The sequence below is a fragment of the Janthinobacterium psychrotolerans genome (genome assembly GCF_001677885.1).
In the GTDB taxonomy this organism is placed as follows: domain Bacteria; phylum Pseudomonadota; class Gammaproteobacteria; order Burkholderiales; family Burkholderiaceae_D; genus Janthinobacterium; species Janthinobacterium psychrotolerans.
Genome location: NZ_LOCQ01000043.1, coordinates 72,000 through 89,880, shown reverse-complemented (window position 1 = coordinate 89,880; position 17,881 = coordinate 72,000). Strand labels below are relative to the sequence as shown.

The following is a 17,881-nucleotide window of genomic DNA, read 5'->3' as shown; positions in this document are numbered from 1 at the left end:
GATGACCATAGCAAGTTGGTCCCACCCCTTCCCATCCCGAACAGGACCGTGAAACAACTTTGCGCCGATGATAGTGCTGCAACCAGTGTGAAAGTAGGTTATCGTCAGGCTTGTTATTCGCAGTAGAGAAAAACCCCGCCAGCAATGGTCGGGGTTTTTTTTCGTCTGGCGAAAAGAGCGTAGGTCGGATTAGGGCCGCAGGCCCGTAATCCGACAACATTGTTGGCTGCGACCGTATCCGACAACATTGTTGGCCGCGACCGTGGTGGTGTCGGATTACGCGGCTTCGCCGCTAATCCGACCTACGCGCTACCCACTCGATCAGCGCATCGACGGCGGCCCGGCCATTGCCGGCCAGGTCGCTATTGATCATGGCTACCACCACGCATTGCTGGTTGTTGGCATCCGGCACATAGCCGGCGATGGCCACCACATTCTTTAACGTTCCCGTCTTGATGCGCGCACGTGCGGCGGCCGGGCTGCCCAGCAGACGCTTGCGCATGGTGCCGTCCAACGCGACGATGGGCAGGCTGGACTGGAACTCGGGCGCCCACACGCTTTGCTGCATCGCCTGCAGCACACCGGCCAGCTGCGCCGGCGCAATGCGACCGGTGCGCGACAGGCCGGAGCCATTGTCGATCAGCATGTTTTCAGTATTGATATTGTGGCGCCGCATCCAGTCCTGGATGACTTGCCGCGAGCGCGTGGCCGTGTCTTCGGGCGCCGTCATGGCCGCCGGGCGGCTGCCCAGCCAGCCATCGCTTTGCAGGCTGCCGATGCTGAGAAACAAGGTGCGGGCCAGGGTATTGTCGGACGACTTATTGATGTCACGCAGCACTTCCGGCAGCGCGCGCGCCACATGGTCGGCCAGCATGCGCGTGCCGACCGGTTCGGCTGTGGGCGGCAATCCTGTCGGTGGCGCTTCACGCACGCTGCCTGTGATGCTGCCGCCCAGCCGTTTCCAGGTCGTGCGGAACAGGCGGTCTGCATAATCGGTGCGATCGAGCACATTGATGCTGAAGGCCTTGCGGCAATTTTGCGGGAAGGTGCCGTGCAGGACAACCTGCAGCCTGCCACTGACGTCGCGCCGGTACTCGGGCGGTCGCCAGCCGTCTTCCCAGCGCGCGCAATTGCCTTTTACCAGGGTCATGTCGCTGCTGATCGTCACATTCTCGAGCGCCGGCAGCATCAGGAGGTTCAGTTGCTGCGTGGTCGAGCTCAGTTCGATATCGAGCAAGTTCGTGTTCAGCAGCAAGGCATCGGGAATCACGTTGTAGCGGAACTCGGCCGATTCATCGAACGGTGGCGCACCGATGTCTGGCCGCGCCGGCTGGAACAGCTGGCGGTCGAGGATCAGGTCGCCCTTGATTTTCACGATGCCCTGGTTGCGCAGGGTTTGCAGCATGTGCTCGAGCACGTCCGCGTTGAAGTCCGTATCGGCGCCGCCGCGCAGGATCAGGTCGCCTTTCAGCACGCCATTGATGACGTCGGCGCTGGTGCGCAGCTCGGTGCGGCCGCGAAAGGTGGGGCCCAGCTGCTCGAGGCCCACGGCGGTGGTCACCAGTTTCATGGTCGACGCCGGCTGCATGCTGCGCTCGGCGCCATGCGACATCACCACCGTATTGCCGCGCAGGACGATGGCACCCATGGCGTCCTCGGGAATATTGGCGCTGCGCAGCAGAACGCTGACCGATTCCGGCAATTGCGCGTGCGCCGTCGACAGGCCAAGGCCAGCGAGCAGCGCGGCGATCAGGACAGGACGTAACATGGAGCTCCTTAATGGAAAAAGACGTAGGCGACAAACACGGCGGTGATCACGCCGGCCAGGTCGGCGATCAGGCCGGCCGTGATCGCATAGCGCGTCTTGCGGATGCCGACCGAGCCAAAGTATAGGGCCACGATATAGAAGGTGGTGTCGGCCGAGCCCTGGAATACGCAGGCCAGGCGGCCGACAAAGGAGTCGACGCCGTAGGTATTCATGGCGTCGATCATCATGGCTTTCGAGCCGGAGCCGCTGAGCGGCTTCATCATGGCGGTCGGCAGGGCGGGCACGAAATCCGTATTGATGCCCAGGTTGGCAAAGAACCAGTTAAAGCCGCTCATGACAAAATTGAAGACCCCCGCGTTGCGGATCACGCTGATGGCCACCAGCATGCCGACCAGGTAGGGAATCACGGTGATCGAGGTCTGGATGCCGCCTTTTGCGCCTTCGATAAAGGCGTCATAGACATTTACCTTTTTGCGCAGCGCGCCGATGATGAAGATGGCGATCACGCTGATCAGGACCAGGTTGCTGACCACCTTCGAGACCAGCTCGATTTCCTGTTTCGTCAGGTACTGCGTGAAATACCAGATCATGGCGACGATGGCGGCCGTCATGCCGCCCAGCCAGCTCAGCACGACGCTGTTGAGCAGGTTGATGCGCTGCTTGATCGACACCGTGATAATGCCGACCACGGTGGCGACATAGGTGGCGATCATGCAAGGAATAAAGATGTCGGACGGATCGGCGGCGCCGAGGATGGAGCGCTGCGCCATGATGGCCAGCGGTATCAGGGTCAGGCCCGAGGTATGCAGCACCAGGAACATGATCTGCGCATTGGTCGCCTCGTCCTTGTTGGGGTTGAGGGTCTGCAGGCTTTCCATCGCTTTCAGGCCGAATGGCGTGGCCGCGTTGTCCAGCCCGAGCAGGTTGGCCGAGAAATTCATCACCATATGGCCGGTGGCCGGATGGTCCTTGGGAATTTCCGGAAAGATCCGTGAGAAAAAGGGAGCGATCACTTTCGCCAGCCAGCCGACTATGCCCGCCTTTTCGCCGATATTCATGATGCCCAGCCACAAGGTCATCACGCCGGCCAGCGGCAGCGCGATATCCATCACGCCCATGCGCGCCGTCTCGAAGGTGCCGTCGATAATGCGCTTGAAGATATCGGTATCGCCCAGGAACAGCCACTGCAGCACGGCGGCCAGAAAACCTACGAGAAAAAAGCCGGACCAGATGTAATTAAGTGCCATGGATGATCAATTCTAGGGTTCAAGACGGGAAAAATACCTGCAAGCAAAGTATAGAGGCAGCGTGCCGCACGTTGATGAAAGAATGCAGCCTCCGCATGCCAAAAAGTTATAAGCTGTCCGCCTGTTTTCATTGGCGTCCTGGTGTTTGCCCGCGTAGTCTGGGGCAATGCCTGCCTTCACCTGTACTGGATCACTGATGATGTTTTTGCGTAAAACCGCCTGCGCCGCCGGCCTGGCGTTGTTGACTCTGTTTGCCACAGTCAGCCACGCCGCAGCTGATGCCGCCGGCAAGACTCTGCATTTTTTCCTGAGCACCAGCGAGACCGGCCTGGACCCGGCCGTAGCCTCCGACCTGGCCAGCCTGAACCTGATGGAAAACGTGTTCGACCCGCTGCTGCGCTACGACTACCTGGCGCGTCCGGTCAAGCTGCAGGGCAATACGGCGCGTGGCCTGCCCAAGGTCGACGATGGCGGCCTGAGCTACACTTTCCAGATCCAGCCCGGCGTGTTCTTTACACCCGACCCCGCTTTCAAGGGCAAGCCGCGCGAAGTGACGGCGCAAGACTATGTGTACAGCCTGACGCGGCTGTACGACCCGGCGTTGAAGTCGCCATGGCTGTTCCTGCTGGAGGACAAGCTGGTGGGCGACGCGGCGCTGAAGAAAAATTTCAGCTACGACACGCCGATCGCAGGTCTACAGGCGCTGGACAAATACACTTTGCGCATACGCCTGAACAGCATCGATCCGAACTTTTTGTTTTACCTGGCGATGCCGGCCACCGGCGTGGTGGCGCGCGAAGTGGCCGAAGCCTACAAGGCGCCTGGCCAGCTGGGCAACCATCCGGTAGGCACCGGGCCATTCATGATCACCGAATGGAAGCGCAGCGACAAGATCGTGCTGCAGGCCAACCCGAATTTCCGCGCCACCGTGTTTCATACGGACGCCGCCGTACTGAAAGTGCTGCCGCCGGCGGACCAGCTGATTGCACAGTCTCTGGAAGGCAAAAAACTGCCGCTGGTCGAGCGCATCGAAGTGCGCATCGTCGAGGAATACCAGTCGCGCATGCTGGGTTTCCTCAAAGGCGAGTTCGACTACCTGGAGCAGGTGCCCGAATCGCTGACCGACATGGTGCTGGCCAATGGCGGCCTGAAGCCGGAACTGGCGGCCAAAGGCATCACCCTGGAACGTTTTCCCGTGCTGCAAACGTATTACATGTGGATGAATATGGACGACCCCGTGCTCGGTGGCTACAGCAAGGCCAGGCTGGCCCTGCGGCGCGCGATCGCGCTCAGTTACAACAGCGGTGAAGATATCGCGCTGCTGAAAAAGGGCCTGGCGCTGCCGGCGCAGTCGCCGCTGCCACCGAATGTGCTGGGCTATGACAAGACCTATCGCAGCCCCGTCAATTACGACCCGGCGCTGGCGCGCGCACTGCTCGACCGCTTTGGCTACAAGCTGGGCGCCAATGGCTTTCGCAGCCAGCCCGACGGCACGCCATTGATACTCACCATGCACACGGAGGCGAGCATGGTGGGGCGGCTGCGCGATGAGTTATGGCGCCGCAATCTGAACGCCATCGGCCTGCGCGTGGAATTCAAGAGCGACAAAAAGACGGAAATCATCAAGGCCTCGCGCCTGGGCAAGGTACAGATGTTCGAGACCAACTGGATCGCCGACTTCCCCGACGGTGATAACTTTATGCAATTGTTGTACGGCCCCAACAGTGGCCGAGCCAACTACGCCCGCTTCAACTTGCCCGATTACAATAAACGCTATGAGGAGGCGCGCCTGCTGTCCGATTCGCCACGCCGGCGCAGCCTGTACTTCGATATGTGGCAGCTGATCCATGCATATACGCCATGGGTGCTGCTGACGCATCCTATCTCGGCCGACCTGCAGCAAGCGTGGCTAAAAAACTACAGGCGCCATCCCGTGGAATTCACTTCCTGGCGCTATCTGGATGTCGATATGGCACGGGATCGCCCCACGGCAAAGTAAGCCAGCGCTGAAAAAGGGCATTCATTCCAAAAAGTTATGGTTAAGAGAGCATTTTTCATTGGCTGGCGGCGGAAGCAACGCGCTACTCTGAAAATGAAAACAAATAAAGTCATGCGCAAACATCATAAAAAAATGTACTGCGAGACAGATGCAGCGATGTGACTGACAACCTGGCTTGAAGAACTCAAGTATCGATTGCCCAATAAGGAGAAGGCCCGTGAAATTGAAGAAGCTAGCGCAGTTGATGGCATTGATAGGGGTGGCTGGCACGGCCGTTGCACAAGAGGCGACGCCGCAGGCAATGCAACGGGTCGAAGTGACGGGCAGCAGCATCAAGCGCATCGCCAAGGAAGGCGCGTTGCCGGTGCAGGTGATCACCTATGACCAGATCGAAAAACAGGGCATTACCAGCGCAGAACAATTGCTGTCGACCATATCGTCGAATGGCACGGGTGCGAACAATATGACGTCGGGCAATAACGTGTTTGGCGCCGATGCCGACCGGGTGAGCGGCGGCGCCTCGTTCGCCTCGCTGCGCGGCCTGGGCCCGAACAGCACCCTGGTGCTGCTGAACGGGCGCCGCATCGCCACCCACGGCGCCAGCGGCAAGGCGGTCGACCTCAATTCCATCCCGATGGGCGCGATTTCGCGCGTGGAAATCCTCAAGGACGGCGCTTCGGCCATCTACGGCACCGACGCCATCGGCGGCGTGATCAACTTCATTCTGAAAACCAATTACAACGGCGTGGAAGCGTCGGCCACCACCAATTCCACCGAAGCGGGCGGCGGCATGAACCGCCGCGCCTCCTTGCTGGCCGGCCATGGCAGCCTGGAAGAAGATGGTTATAACGTCATGATGAGCCTGACGGTCGACAATAACGACAAGCTCAGCTCGAACCAGCGCAGCTTTGCCAACGGTTTCCAGCCGGGCCGCGGCCTGTCGCCCGATACCACCGGCACGCCGTTTGCCAACCAGATGACGGGCGCCGGCACGGCGCTGGGCACCTCGTTCACGGTACCCGGCAGTACCAATCAATATTTGCAAGCCAATCCGCTGAGCTTTACGGGCAAGTGCGACACGGTGGCCGGCATGTCGCAATACCAGACGGCGCTGTGGTCGAAGGTGACTTCGCCGCTGCGCACGACGTATTCGTGCGCCTATGACTACGGCGGCGACTATGTCATTTCCTTCCCGGTCGAACGCGCCAATCTGCTCAGCCGCGCCTCCTTCAAGCTGGCCCCGGACCATACGATGTTTGTCGAGCTGCTCGGTTCGCGCACCAAGGCCACGGCGGAATTTACGCCGATGCAGATCCCGACCTCGGTCGCTACCGGCGGCCTGTATCCGGTGGGCGGCGCGTATTACCAGGATTTGTCGGCGTATATCCCGACCTTTGACCGCACCAAGCCGATCGCCTATAAATGGCGTGCCAACGATTTCGGCAACCGTACCCAGGAAAACACCACCGACAACCTGCGCCTGCTGGTCGGTTTCGAAGGCACGGTCGGCAAGTGGGACTACAAGGCGGGCGTGTCGCATGCGCAAAGCAAGACCAACACCAAGCTGCTTGACGGCTATTCCTACACGGCGCAACTGTTCCCGGCGCTGGCCAGCGGTGTGATCAATCCGTGGGTGGGCGCCGGACAGAGCCAGAGCCAGGCCGCCAAGGACCTGATCGAGTCGACCAAGTTCCGTGGTGATTTCCAGCATGGCAAGACCACGCTGACGGCCGTCGATGGCTCGGTGTCAGGCGAGTTGCTGCAACTGCCGGCCGGCGCCATGTCGGCCGCCGTCGGCTTTGATTTGCGCCGTGAAAGCTATGCGTTTGGCCAGGATATCGACGCGACCTTGGTGTTTCTGTCGCCGGGCAATGCGGCGCTGGAAAAGGCCAGCCGCAACGTCAAGGCCGTGTATGCGGAATTGCTGGTGCCCATCGTCAAGGACCTGGAAATGCAGCTGGCCTTGCGCCGCGACGACTACAGCCTGGTGGGCGCCTCGACCAATCCGAAAGTGTCGTTCCGGTACCAGCCGGCTTCGTGGCTGCTGTTCCGTGGTTCGGCCAACAAGGGTTTCCTGGCGCCCAGCTTTACCCAGCTGTATTCGGGCCAGCTGTTCCAGGAACTGTCGAGCGGCGCGATCGATACCCTCGGTTGTGGCCGCCATCCCGGCGATCCGGTCTTCTGCGCCCCGGCACGGTTGAACTATTTCTCCGGCGGCAATACCGCTTTGAAACCGGAAACCTCGAAGCAGGGCAGCGTGGGCATGGTGATCGAACCGGTCAAGGGTTATTCGGCCTCGCTCGATTACTGGGCCATCAACTCCAAGGACCGCATCCTGAATCGTTCGGCCACCATCGTGCTGCAGAACGCCGCCTTGCTGCCGCAAAACATCATCCGCAATCCGGATGACACCATCAACTATATCCAGGCCGGCTGGATCAATGCGGCCGGGTCGCGCACGCGTGGCGCCGACCTGAGCTTGCGTGGCGAAGGCAGCACCAACGGCTACAAATGGAATGCCGCGCTCGATGGTACCTGGACCCAGAGCTTCAAGTTTGCCGAGATCGCCGGCCAGCAGTACAAGGAGTATGTCGGCAATTTCTACACGCGCGACCTGTACTTGCGCTGGAAGCACAATGCCTCGTTCTCGCTGGCGCGCGGCGACTGGAGCGGCTTGCTGACACAGAACTACAGCACCGGCTACAAGGACCAGGTGCCGAATGGCGGCGCACTGCCATACCCGGCGGGCTTCAATCCCAAGGTCAGCAGCTATACTAGCTACACCCTGTCGGGCACTTATACTGGCTTCAAGAACACCACCTTGACGGTGGGCATCCAGAACCTGTTCGACAAGGATCCGCCGTTCACCGCACATAACGTCGACGACGTGGTCGGCGCCGGCTGGGACCCACGGGTGGCCGACCCGCGTGGCCGCGCCCTGTCGTTCCAGGTGAAATACAAGTTCATGTAATCCGTACCGGCGGACCATGCACGCAGCGGCGGCGCCTGGCGCCGCCGCTTTTTTTTCCAGAAAAGGGCCGCATGAGCAGTCACAGCAGTTATAGCCGGCGCCAGTTTGGCGGCATGCTGGCCGCCGCCGTCGGTGTGGCCAGCGCACCGGCCCTGGCCGCTGCCGCGCCGCACAAAGGATCCCGCATGCAAGCACATCCCCTGATCAAACCGGCACGCTTGCGCCAGGGCGACCTGGTCGCCCTGGTGGCGCCGGCCGGCCTGCTCGATGAAGACGAAATCGCCAGATCGATCAGCAATATGGAGTCGCTGGGCCTGCGCGTTACCCTGGGGGCGCATATCCGCGCCGTCAACGGCAATTATGCGGGCACGGTGCGGCAAAGGCTGGACGACCTGCACGCGGCGTTTCGCGACCCGCAAGTGAAAGCCGTGTGGGCCATACGCGGCGGCTCGGGCTGCATTTCATTGCTGGCGCATATCGATTACGCCTTGATCCGGGCCAATCCGAAAATCCTGATCGGCTACTCCGACATTACCGCGCTGCACCTGGCGATCCATCGCCATACGGGCCTGGTGACGTTTCACGGGCCGGTGGCGTCGTCGACCTTTTCCGACTACACCGTGACGCACTTGCGCAATGTGCTGATGCAGCCGCAGGAGCAATACACCATCCCGATGGCGCTGGAAAACCATCGCCGCGCGCAAACCCACCCCAACTTCACGATCCGCACCGTGCATGGCGGGCAGGCCACGGGACGGCTGACCGGCGGCAACCTGTGCATGGTCAGCGCGCTGGCCGGCACGCCGTATGCGGCCGAGTTCGAGCAGCGCATATTGTTCTTGGAAGAAATCAACGAGGCGCCGTACCGGGTTGACCGCATGTTGTACCAGCTCGACCTGGCCGGCGGACTGGCGCGCGCCAGGGCGCTGATGCTGGGCGTGTTCATGCATTGCGAAGCGGAGGATGGCGGCAGCTCCCTGACGCTGGACCAGACCCTGGACCAGCATTTGCTGCCGTTGACAGCGCCTGCTGTGGCCGGCTATTCCTTCGGCCATATCCGCGACCAGTTCACCTTGCCGATGGGCATACTGGCCACGCTCGATGCCGAGCGCCAGACGGTGACCTTGCTGGAGGCGGCCGTCAGTTAGCTTGCGCACGGCAAACCAGGCGAATGGTCCGTATGCTATGGTGCATGGGGCGGCGTGGCACACGGCCACGCCCGCGTCCTTCACCAGGTACACATAGTTCATGATCAACCGCCACGCCAGCGCGTATATTCTCGGCCATCCCTTGCGCTTCGTGCTGCAGGTATTGAAAGGCTTTCGCGCCAACCAGGGCTTGCTGCTGGCCGGCGCCGTCGCCTATTACTCGCTGCTGTCCATCGTGCCGCTATTGATGCTGGTGGTGGTGGCGCTGTCGCACGTGATCGCCGAGGACGAATTGCTGCGCACCATAGGCCATTATCTGGAATGGCTGGTGCCCGGGCAATCGAAAGCCATCGTCGCCGAGGTCGCGCATTTTCTTGATAACCGCAGCGTGATCGGCTGGCTGCTGCTGGTCACCATGCTGTTTTTCAGCTCGCTGGCGTTCACGGTGCTGGAGAACGCCATGAGCGTGATCTTCAACCACCGCGTGGCGATACGGCGCCGCCATTTCCTGATTTCCGCCATCCTGCCGTATTGCTACATCCTCTGCCTCGGGGTCGGCATTCTGCTGATCACGCTGGTGGCCGGCGGCTTGCAGGTGATGGGCGATGAAAGCGTGCGCTTTTTGCGCCAGGACTGGGGCCTGGAAGGCTTGTCGGGCGCGCTGCTGTATCTGCTGGGGCTGACGGGCGAGATCCTGGTGCTGAGTTCGATTTACCTGGTGATGCCGGTGGGCCGGCTGTCATTTACCCATGCGCTGATGGGCGGCGTGACGGCGGCGTTGCTGTGGGAAATCGCGCGCCATGTGCTGGTCTGGTATTTCTCGACCTTGTCGCAGGTGAATGTCGTCTACGGCTCGATGACGACGGCCATCGTCGTGATGTTCAGCCTGGAAATCGGCGCCACCTTGCTGCTGCTGGGCGCACAGGTCATTTCCGAATACGAGCGCGTGGTGCGCGGCGGCGAGGAAGACAAGCCGCTGGAGCTAAGGACTTGATTTAAAAAGGTTGTTGCGTCGCACAAAAGCCTGTGCTATAATTCTTTCAGTGGTTGAGATTTGCTTGCAGATACTCTCACCATCCAGTTCAAGTACGGCGACCGACAGGTGTAATGTCGATGGCGTGACTAGTGCGAAAAACTGGATTTTGTAATTCCGGATACGTTGGTCGAGCTTACACTTGGAGTCACCATGCAGATAGCATGGGAGTCCGAAAATCAGGAGGCACTTTGCAGATAGCACTGGCGTCCATGACACGATTAAAGCATTGGTAATACATTGGAATGAAGCCCGCGCTAGCGGGCTTTTTTTTCGTCTGGATGGCGCCTTTATAAACCTACTGCGCAGCCCGCTCTCGAATCGGCGTTACTCGCCGTACCCAAGTACGGCTGCGTTACTCAATCCGATATCGTGCTTGCTCGCTACGGTTTCTAAAGGCGCTGAGGCTTTACTGCCGAGCGTTTTTACAAGGCTCTTGCGATGAGTATCTTCTGAATATCGCTGGTGCCCTCGTAAATCTGGCACACGCGCACATCGCGGTAGATGCGCTCGACCGGGAAGTCCGACACATAGCCGTAGCCGCCATGCACCTGGATGGCGTCGGAACACACTTTTTCCGCCATCTCGGATGCAAACAATTTCGCCATCGCCGCTTCCTTCAGGCACGGCAGCCCTGCATCCTTCATCGATGCCGCGTGGCGTATCAGCTGGCGCGCCGCTTCGATCTGCGTGGCCATGTCGGCCAGGCGGAACTGCACCGCCTGGTGTTCAAAGATAGCCTTGCCGAAACTTTCCCGCTCGCGCGCGTAGCTCAGCGCCGCTTCATAGGCGGCGCGCGCCATGCCGACCGCTTGCGAGGCGATGCCGATGCGCCCGCCTTCCAGGCCAGACAGCGCGATCTTGTAGCCTTGGCCTTCCTCGCCGATCAGGTTGGCGGCGGGGATGCGGCAATTGTCGAACAGGATTTGCGCCGTGTCCGACGAGTGCTGGCCCATCTTCTGTTCCAGAGACGCCACGATATAGCCGGGAGCATTGGTCGGCACCCAGAACGCGCTGATGCCGCGTTTGCCGGCCGCCTTGTCGGTCACCGCCATGACGATCGCCACGTCCGCATATTTGCCGCTGGTAATGAACTGCTTGCTGCCGTTGATGATGTAATCATCGCCATCGCGGGTGGCGGTGGTGCGCAGGGCCGAGGCGTCGCTGCCCGTGTGCGGTTCCGTCAGGCAAAAGGCGCCCAGCATGGTGCCTTGCGCCAGCGGACGCAGCCATTGCTGCTTCTGTTCCTGATTCGCATACATCATGGCGATGCTGCAGACCGGGCAATTGTTGACCGAGATAATGGTCGAGGTGCCGCCATCGCCGGCGGCGATTTCTTCCAGCACCAGCGCCAGCGACACATAGTCGAGGCCGGCGCCGCCCAGTTCTTCCGGCACGGCCACGCCAAACGCGCCCAGCGCCGCCAGTTCCTGCAGTTCTTCTTTCGGGAAGTGATGTTCCTTGTCCCAGCGGGCCGCGTTGGGCGCCAGGCGCTCGCGCGAAAAACTGCGCAGCGCCTCCTGGATCATGCTTTGCTCTTCATTGAGTATCATCGGGGACTCATGGTGGACGTTACCAGCCGATGGGGCTGCCGTCATAGTTGCGGAAAACCGCCTGTTTACTTGCAGGCAGGCTGGCCAGGGTGGCGCGGATGCCGGCCGCGCTTTCTTCCGGCGAAATATCGGCGCCGGCGCCGCCCATTTCGGTGCGCACCCAGCCCGGGTGGAAGGCCACGCAGGTGACGCCCTGCGAGCCATGCAACAGGGCGGTGTCGATCAATACGGAGTTCAGGGCCGCCTTGCTGGCGCGGTACAGCGAGCCGCTGGCGCTGCTGCGCTCGCTGAGCGAACCCATGTGCGATGACAGCACGGCCAGCTTGCCTTTTGCATTGCCGACCAGCGGCGCCAGGATGGGCAGCAAGCGCATGGCCGCCAGCACATTGGTGTGCATCACGGCATCGAAATCGGCTTGCGCCGGAAAGCCGTCGTGGCGCGGGCCATACACGCCCGCGTTCAGGATGGCGACCTCGAGTTTTTCATCGTCGAGCTTCCAGCCCAGGCCGGCGCAGCCTTCGACGTCGGTCACGTCGAGCTGGTGCGCCTCGGCGCCCAGCGCCTTGAGCATGTCGCAATCTTGCGCCTTGCGCGCGGTGGCGATCACGCGCCAGCCATCCTGGCGGTATTGACGGACGATTTCATGGCCGATGCCGCGCGAGGCGCCGATGATCAATGCTGTAGGCATGTGCTGCTCCCTGGAGTGGTGGAAAAAGCCCAGCTTATACCAGTTCGATTGCCATTGCCGTCGCTTCGCCGCCGCCGATGCACAGGGCCGCCACGCCACGCTTGCCGCCCGTCTGTTTCAAGGCGCCCAGCAGGGTGACGATAATGCGTGCGCCCGAGGCCCCGATCGGGTGGCCCAGCGCGCAGGCGCCGCCATGGATGTTGATCTTGCTGTGTGGAATGTCGAGGTCGTGCATGGCGGCCATCGGTACGGCGGCAAACGCTTCGTTGATTTCAAACAGGTCGACATTGCTGCTGCTCCAGCCGGTCTTGGCGTACAGTTTTTTGACGGCGCCGATCGGCGCTGTCGTAAACTGATTCGGCGCCTGGGCGTGGGTGGCGTGGCCGTGGATCTTTGCGATGATGGTCAAGCCCAGCTTGTTCGCCGTCGATTCGCGCATCAGCACCAGGGCGGCCGCGCCATCGTTGATCGACGACGACGAGGCGGCGGTAATCGTGCCGTCTTTCTTGAACGCCGGTTTCAATGCCGGGATTTTTTCCAGCCGTGCCTTGGCCGGGCCTTCGTCGATGCTGACGACGGTGTCGCCACCGCGGCCGGGCACGGTGACGGGCGCGATTTCCCAGTCAAAGCCACCATCCCTGGCGGCCGCCTGGGCGCGCTTGACCGATTCGATGGCAAACGCATCCTGCGCTTCGCGGGTAAACGCGTACTGGCTGGCGCATTCTTCGGCAAACGTGCCCATCGAGCGCGCATTGCCTTTTTCGTCGCGGCTGTAGGCGTCTTCCAGGCCATCCATCATCATGTGGTCGAACAGCATGCCGTGGCCAATGCGGTAGCCGCCGCGCGCTTTTGGCACCAGGTAGGGCGCATTGGTCATCGATTCCATGCCGCCGGCCACCACCACCTCGGCGCTGCCGGCCAGCAGCGTGTCGTGGGCGAACATGGTGGTCTGCATGGCCGAGCCGCACATTTTCGACAGGGTGACGGCGCCGGTTGAATCTGGCAGGCCGGCCTTGCGCAAGGCCTGGCGCGCGGGCGCCTGGCCCTGGCCGGCCATCAGGCAATTGCCGAAATACACGTGGTCCACCAGTTCCGGCGCGACACCGGCCCGCTCGACGGCGGCCTTGATGGCCACGGCGCCCAGGTCGCTGGCGGTGACGTTGGAAAAGTCGCCCTGGAAGGCGCCCATGGGGGTGCGCGCGGCACCGACGATAACGACTGGATCATGCATGATGGATCTCCGTATCAGTGATGGGTTATTTGGTTTCGGCAAACAGTTCGCGGCCGATCAGCATGCGGCGAATTTCGCTGGTGCCGGCACCGATCTCGTACAGCTTGGCGTCGCGCCACAGGCGTCCGGCCGGGTATTCATTGATATAGCCATTGCCGCCCAGCGCCTGGATCGCTTCGCCGGCCATCCAGGTCGCTTTTTCGGCGCTGTACAGAATCGCGCCGGCCGCATCCTTGCGCAACTGGCGCACCGCTTCCGGCGTGGTGGCACGGTCGCAAGCCTGGCCCACCGCATACACATAGGCCTTGCAGGCCATCATGGTCGAATACATGTCGGCCAGTTTGCCCTGCATCAATTGGAATTCACCGATGGCCTGGCCGAACTGCTTGCGGTCGTGCACATATGGCACCACCAAGTCCATGCAGGCCTGCATGATGCCCAGCGGTCCGCCGGACAGCACCGTGCGTTCGAAGTCCAGGCCCGACATCAGCACATTGACGCCCTTGCCCAGGCCACCGAGGACATTTTCGGCCGGCACTTCGCAATCCTGGAACACCAGTTCGCCCGTATGCGAGCCGCGCATGCCCAGCTTGTCGAGTTTTTGCGCGATCGAAAAGCCCTTGAAGTTCTTTTCAATCAGGAACGCCGTCATGCCGCGCGCGCCGGCCGCCAGGTCGTTCTTGGCGTACACCACCAGCACGTCCGCGTCGGGGCCGTTGGTGATCCACATCTTGGTGCCGTTCAGCACCCAGCGGTCGCCCTTGAAGTCGGCGCGCAGCTGCATGCTGACGACGTCCGAGCCGGCGTTCGGTTCCGACATGGCCAGCGCGCCGATATGCTCGCCGGTGATCAGTTTGGGCAGGTATTTGGCTTTCTGCTCGTCGGTGCCGTTGCGCTTGATCTGGTTCACGCACAGGTTGGAATGGGCGCCGTAGGACAGGCCGACCGAGGCCGAGGCGCGCGAGATTTCTTCCATCGCAATAATGTGGGCCAGGTAGCCCATGCCGGCGCCGCCGTATTCTTCGCTGACGGTAATGCCGAGCAGGCCCATGTCGCCCATCTTGCGCCACAGGTCCATCGGGAACTGGTCGCTGCGGTCGATTTCCGCCGCGCGCGGGGCGATTTCGGCGGCGGCGAATTGCTGAATCGCCTCGCGCAAGGAGGCGATGTCTTCGCCGTGGTCAAAGGTCAAGCCTGGGAGATGGAGCATGTCGTCCTCGTCGTCGTTATATGTTGTCGGCTGTCGGCCGCTTTAAAAAGCCATCATACTCAGTTGTGACGTTTACGTAAACGTAAAGCAAAGTATAAAGCATGTCCTGGCGGCCTGCATCAGGCGGGCCGCGCATTTGACCATCTTACTGCGCCGTCAGCGCGCCGTCGTCCAGTTCGGCCAGCATGCGCGCGCAGGCTGCTTCGTGGCTGCTGATTTCGGCCAGCGCCATTTCGATATCGATGCGCTGCTGCTCCAGGGTCTGCCGGTGCTGCGCCAGCACGCCGAGAAAACGGTCCATCTGGGCGCGCGTGTCCTTGGGCGACTCGTACATGTCGACCAGGCTTTTGATCTCGGACAAGGCCAGGCCCAGGCGCTTGCCGCGCAAGGTCAGCTTGAGCCGCGTGCGGTCGCGTGGCGTATAGACGCGGCTGCGTCCGCCCGCGCCTTCGCGCTTCGGACTGAGCAATCCCTGGTCCTCATAGAAGCGGATGGCGCGCGCCGTGATGTCGAACTCGCGGGCCAGTTCGGTAATGGTATAGGTAGTGCTGGGTGCGGGCGCAGGCAGGGACATGGGCGTGGGGCTGGTGTGTATGATGGCGTGGACTGGATTGACGTTTACGTTCGCGTCAATGCCATTGTAGCGCGCCTGCGCCGTGCTGCCAGCAAAGAAATGCTGGCAGTACCATGAGAGGGAAAGTTATTCAGGATGCAAGGTTATGGAAAATAAATCGGTTTTCAGCACGAAAACGCCAAGGAAGATTGAAAGTTGGTGGCGCAGATGACACCAAAAAGAACTTTCTTTGTGCCAACATAAACACTTTTCGTTATGATGGAAGTAAATTTGCCATCAAGACAAGCATCCGCCGTAAGTTTCTATAATAGAAATTAAATGGTCTTTATATAAAATTTGTTCATGAGAAATTGTATGGCGTGGGCCTTGCATGTGTCACCCCCGGCGCGCATGATCCAATACCGTACGTTGTAGTGCCAAAACGAGGCTTTGAAATCGTGCTGCATTGCGAAATTCAAAGCCAGCCGCGAATTTGACCCGAAGCCATGCTGGATGACAAGAGAAAATTTGGCCGCTTTTTTACAAAAAAAGCCCGCCGGAGTGTTAATTGTAAATTATTTTCTTTTTAAAAAGTAACAATCCGCATGGTCATTCAAGAAACTGACTTTCATGTTACAACATGAAATAGTACACCTATGAATTCTTCTAACGAACGCGAAAGCTTTAGCCAGCGACTTCAGCTGGCTCTGAAAAACGCCCACTACTCTCCCGATAGCCCGACCAGACTGGCCCGGGAATTCAATATTCGCTTCGACGGACGCCCGATTACCGTACATGCCGCCAGGAAATGGCTAGTCGGCGAGGCCATCCCCACGCAGGAGAAACTGCGCATGATCGCCCAATGGCTGGGCGTGCCGGCGGAATGGTTGCGCTTTGGTGGTCCGGAAAGCGCCGTACCGAATGGTGACGCGGGCAGCGCCTTGTCGCGTTTTGAGTCGGCTGACGTCAAATTAATTGCTGATCTGCAAAGATTGGATGAGCATCATCGTCAAATTGCGCGTGAATTTATTCGCATGCTGGTGCGCGTCAATTACCAAAAGTAAGTATTTTCCCGTAGTAACGGCAGTTTCGGACGACGCCAGGCCGGCCAGGGATGGCCGGCTGTTTTTTTGTGCGTGGTCATGCCGAGGACATGATTTTGCTGCACAATAAGACCTCTTATGTTGCACTGCAACTGGATTATTCGACAAACATTTCGTAACAGGCAGCGCAGTCGTCAATAGCGGCGCATAATAAGATCAGCATCAAAGATCAGCATCAGCCAGTTTGTCATCCACCACGGAGCCGAGCATTTGAGCCGTCTTATGAAAAGTAACTACAGCAACACCGCGCAGCTGAAAGACTTGATGACCGTGCCGCCCATGACCGCCGCGCAACATGCGGAAGTGATGCGCAAGCGGATCGCCCACCGCAGGATGGTTGAAGAAGCCAAAGATTTGAAACGCGCGAGCGGGATTCAGTTCGAAAAAAGATAGCGCTTCAGACAGAATGGCTGTCGGTGGCTTTCAAACCATTCCAGCGTGGCGCCAGGCCATGCTCGATGCCGAGCAGGTCGATGACGCGCGCCACGGTATGGTCGACCATCTCGGCGATGCTGTTGGGCAGCTGGTAAAAGCTCGGTAGCGGCGGGAAGATGATGCCGCCCATTTCGGTGACGGCCGTCATATTGCGCAGATGCGCCAGGTTGAACGGCGTTTCGCGCACCATCAGGATCAAACGCCGGCGCTCCTTGAGCACCACATCGGCCGCGCGCGTGATCAGATTATCCGACAGGCCATGCGCCACCGCAGCCAGCGTCTTCATCGAGCACGGCGCGATCACCATGCCATCCGACTGGAAAGAGCCACTGGCAATCGACGCGCCGATATCGCGCTGCTTGTGCACCACGTGCGCCAGTGCTTCGACATCCTTGCGGCCCATGCCGGTTTCCTGGTGCAGGGTCAATACCGCCGCATCCGACAACACCAGATGGGTCTCGACGCCTGGGATGGCGCCGAGCAGTTGCAGCAGCCGCAAGCCGTAGACGGCGCCGGTGGCGCCCGTGATGGCGATGACGATACGGCGCGGCCGCTGCGCTACTTCAGGCATCGAGCAAGGATTTCAGTTCGCCCGATGCAAACATTTCGTTCATGATGTCGGAGCCGCCGATAAACTCGCCCTTGACATACAGCTGTGGAATGGTCGGCCAGTTCGAGTAGTCCTTGATGCCCTGGCGAACTTCCGGGTCGTCCAGCACGTTGACGGTGGCGATGTTTTCCACGCCGCAGGCTTTCAGGATCTGGATGGCGCGGCCGGAAAAGCCGCACTGTGGAAATTGGGCCGTGCCTTTCATGAACAGCACGACCGGCGTGCTCGTCACGGTTTCTTTGATCCAGGTTTGTACGTCGCTCATGATTGCCTCTGATGGGTAAATAAATAGATGGCGTCATTTTATAAGAAAACGACGCCACGGGTATGCG

The 17,881-nt window shown here is 60.4% G+C and carries 15 protein-coding genes and 1 rRNA gene; 7 read left to right on the top strand and 9 right to left on the bottom strand.

Features of this window, described 5'->3' with window-relative positions:
* A 5S ribosomal RNA gene (rrf, locus tag ASR47_RS04710) occupies positions 1-110 on the top strand; the annotation flags it as partial.
* A 182-nt stretch (positions 111-292) separates the two neighbouring features.
* Here the strand turns inward: rrf and dacB are convergent.
* Positions 293-1,768 (bottom strand): D-alanyl-D-alanine carboxypeptidase/D-alanyl-D-alanine endopeptidase, encoded by a 1,476-nt coding sequence (dacB, locus tag ASR47_RS04705; RefSeq protein ID WP_065306598.1) that lies wholly within the window; start codon positions 1,766-1,768, stop codon positions 293-295.
* A gap of 8 nt (positions 1,769-1,776) precedes the next feature.
* Positions 1,777-3,015 carry a nucleoside recognition domain-containing protein gene (locus ASR47_RS04700; protein WP_065306597.1) on the bottom strand — a complete coding sequence of 413 codons (1,239 nt, stop codon included), beginning with the start codon at positions 3,013-3,015 and terminating at the stop codon, positions 1,777-1,779.
* Between the two features lie 196 nt (positions 3,016-3,211).
* Between ASR47_RS04700 and ASR47_RS04695 the strand changes: the two genes are divergently transcribed.
* The 4 genes from ASR47_RS04695 to ASR47_RS04680 all read left to right on the top strand — a co-directional run bounded on the left by ASR47_RS04695 (position 3,212) and on the right by ASR47_RS04680 (position 10,127).
* The gene (locus tag ASR47_RS04695) at positions 3,212-5,014 is read left to right on the top strand and encodes an ABC transporter substrate-binding protein (protein ID WP_065306596.1); all 1,803 of its coding nucleotides are present in this window, start codon (positions 3,212-3,214) and stop codon (positions 5,012-5,014) included.
* A gap of 217 nt (positions 5,015-5,231) precedes the next feature.
* Complete coding sequence (locus ASR47_RS04690; RefSeq protein WP_065306595.1) at positions 5,232-7,985, top strand: TonB-dependent receptor; 2,754 nt, start codon at positions 5,232-5,234, stop codon at positions 7,983-7,985.
* A gap of 71 nt (positions 7,986-8,056) precedes the next feature.
* Positions 8,057-9,133, top strand: coding sequence for a S66 peptidase family protein (locus ASR47_RS04685; RefSeq protein ID WP_082988744.1), 1,077 nt, complete (start codon positions 8,057-8,059; stop codon positions 9,131-9,133).
* A 100-nt stretch (positions 9,134-9,233) separates the two neighbouring features.
* A complete protein-coding gene (locus tag ASR47_RS04680; protein ID WP_065306594.1) occupies positions 9,234-10,127 on the top strand; it encodes a YihY/virulence factor BrkB family protein in 894 nt (297 codons plus the stop codon).
* 464 nt (positions 10,128-10,591) lie between these two features.
* On the opposite strand, the gene ASR47_RS04675 is transcribed toward ASR47_RS04680, so the two are convergent.
* The 5 genes from ASR47_RS04675 to ASR47_RS04655 form a co-directional block, all read right to left on the bottom strand.
* The gene (locus tag ASR47_RS04675; protein WP_065306593.1) at positions 10,592-11,719 is read right to left on the bottom strand and encodes an acyl-CoA dehydrogenase family protein; all 1,128 of its coding nucleotides are present in this window, start codon (positions 11,717-11,719) and stop codon (positions 10,592-10,594) included.
* A 19-nt stretch (positions 11,720-11,738) separates the two neighbouring features.
* Positions 11,739-12,407, bottom strand: coding sequence for an SDR family oxidoreductase (locus ASR47_RS04670; protein ID WP_065306592.1), 669 nt, complete (start codon positions 12,405-12,407; stop codon positions 11,739-11,741).
* Between the two features lie 34 nt (positions 12,408-12,441).
* Positions 12,442-13,638, bottom strand: coding sequence for an acetyl-CoA C-acyltransferase (locus tag ASR47_RS04665; protein ID WP_065306591.1), 1,197 nt, complete (start codon positions 13,636-13,638; stop codon positions 12,442-12,444).
* 25 nt (positions 13,639-13,663) lie between these two features.
* Positions 13,664-14,848 carry an isovaleryl-CoA dehydrogenase gene (locus ASR47_RS04660; protein ID WP_065306590.1) on the bottom strand — a complete coding sequence of 395 codons (1,185 nt, stop codon included), beginning with the start codon at positions 14,846-14,848 and terminating at the stop codon, positions 13,664-13,666.
* Positions 14,849-14,993: 145 nt separating this feature from the next.
* Positions 14,994-15,422: a MerR family transcriptional regulator gene (locus tag ASR47_RS04655; protein WP_065306589.1), complete on the bottom strand. Its 429-nt coding sequence runs from the start codon at positions 15,420-15,422 to the stop codon at positions 14,994-14,996.
* A gap of 635 nt (positions 15,423-16,057) precedes the next feature.
* Between ASR47_RS04655 and ASR47_RS04650 the strand changes: the two genes are divergently transcribed.
* Together ASR47_RS04650 and ASR47_RS27360 are read left to right on the top strand one after the other, a co-directional pair.
* A complete protein-coding gene (locus ASR47_RS04650; protein WP_171898892.1) occupies positions 16,058-16,465 on the top strand; it encodes a hypothetical protein in 408 nt (135 codons plus the stop codon).
* Positions 16,466-16,726: 261 nt separating this feature from the next.
* A complete protein-coding gene (locus ASR47_RS27360) occupies positions 16,727-16,897 on the top strand; it encodes a hypothetical protein (RefSeq protein ID WP_171898891.1) in 171 nt (56 codons plus the stop codon).
* A gap of 4 nt (positions 16,898-16,901) precedes the next feature.
* On the opposite strand, the gene ASR47_RS04645 is transcribed toward ASR47_RS27360, so the two are convergent.
* Both ASR47_RS04645 and grxD read right to left on the bottom strand, forming a co-directional pair.
* A complete protein-coding gene (locus tag ASR47_RS04645; RefSeq protein ID WP_065306588.1) occupies positions 16,902-17,510 on the bottom strand; it encodes a UbiX family flavin prenyltransferase in 609 nt (202 codons plus the stop codon).
* On the bottom strand, positions 17,503-17,814 hold the full coding sequence (grxD, locus tag ASR47_RS04640) for a Grx4 family monothiol glutaredoxin (RefSeq protein WP_065306587.1): 312 nt from the start codon (positions 17,812-17,814) through the stop codon (positions 17,503-17,505). The genes ASR47_RS04645 and grxD overlap by 8 nt, the downstream gene beginning before the upstream one ends.
* Positions 17,815-17,881: the final 67 nt, after the last annotated feature.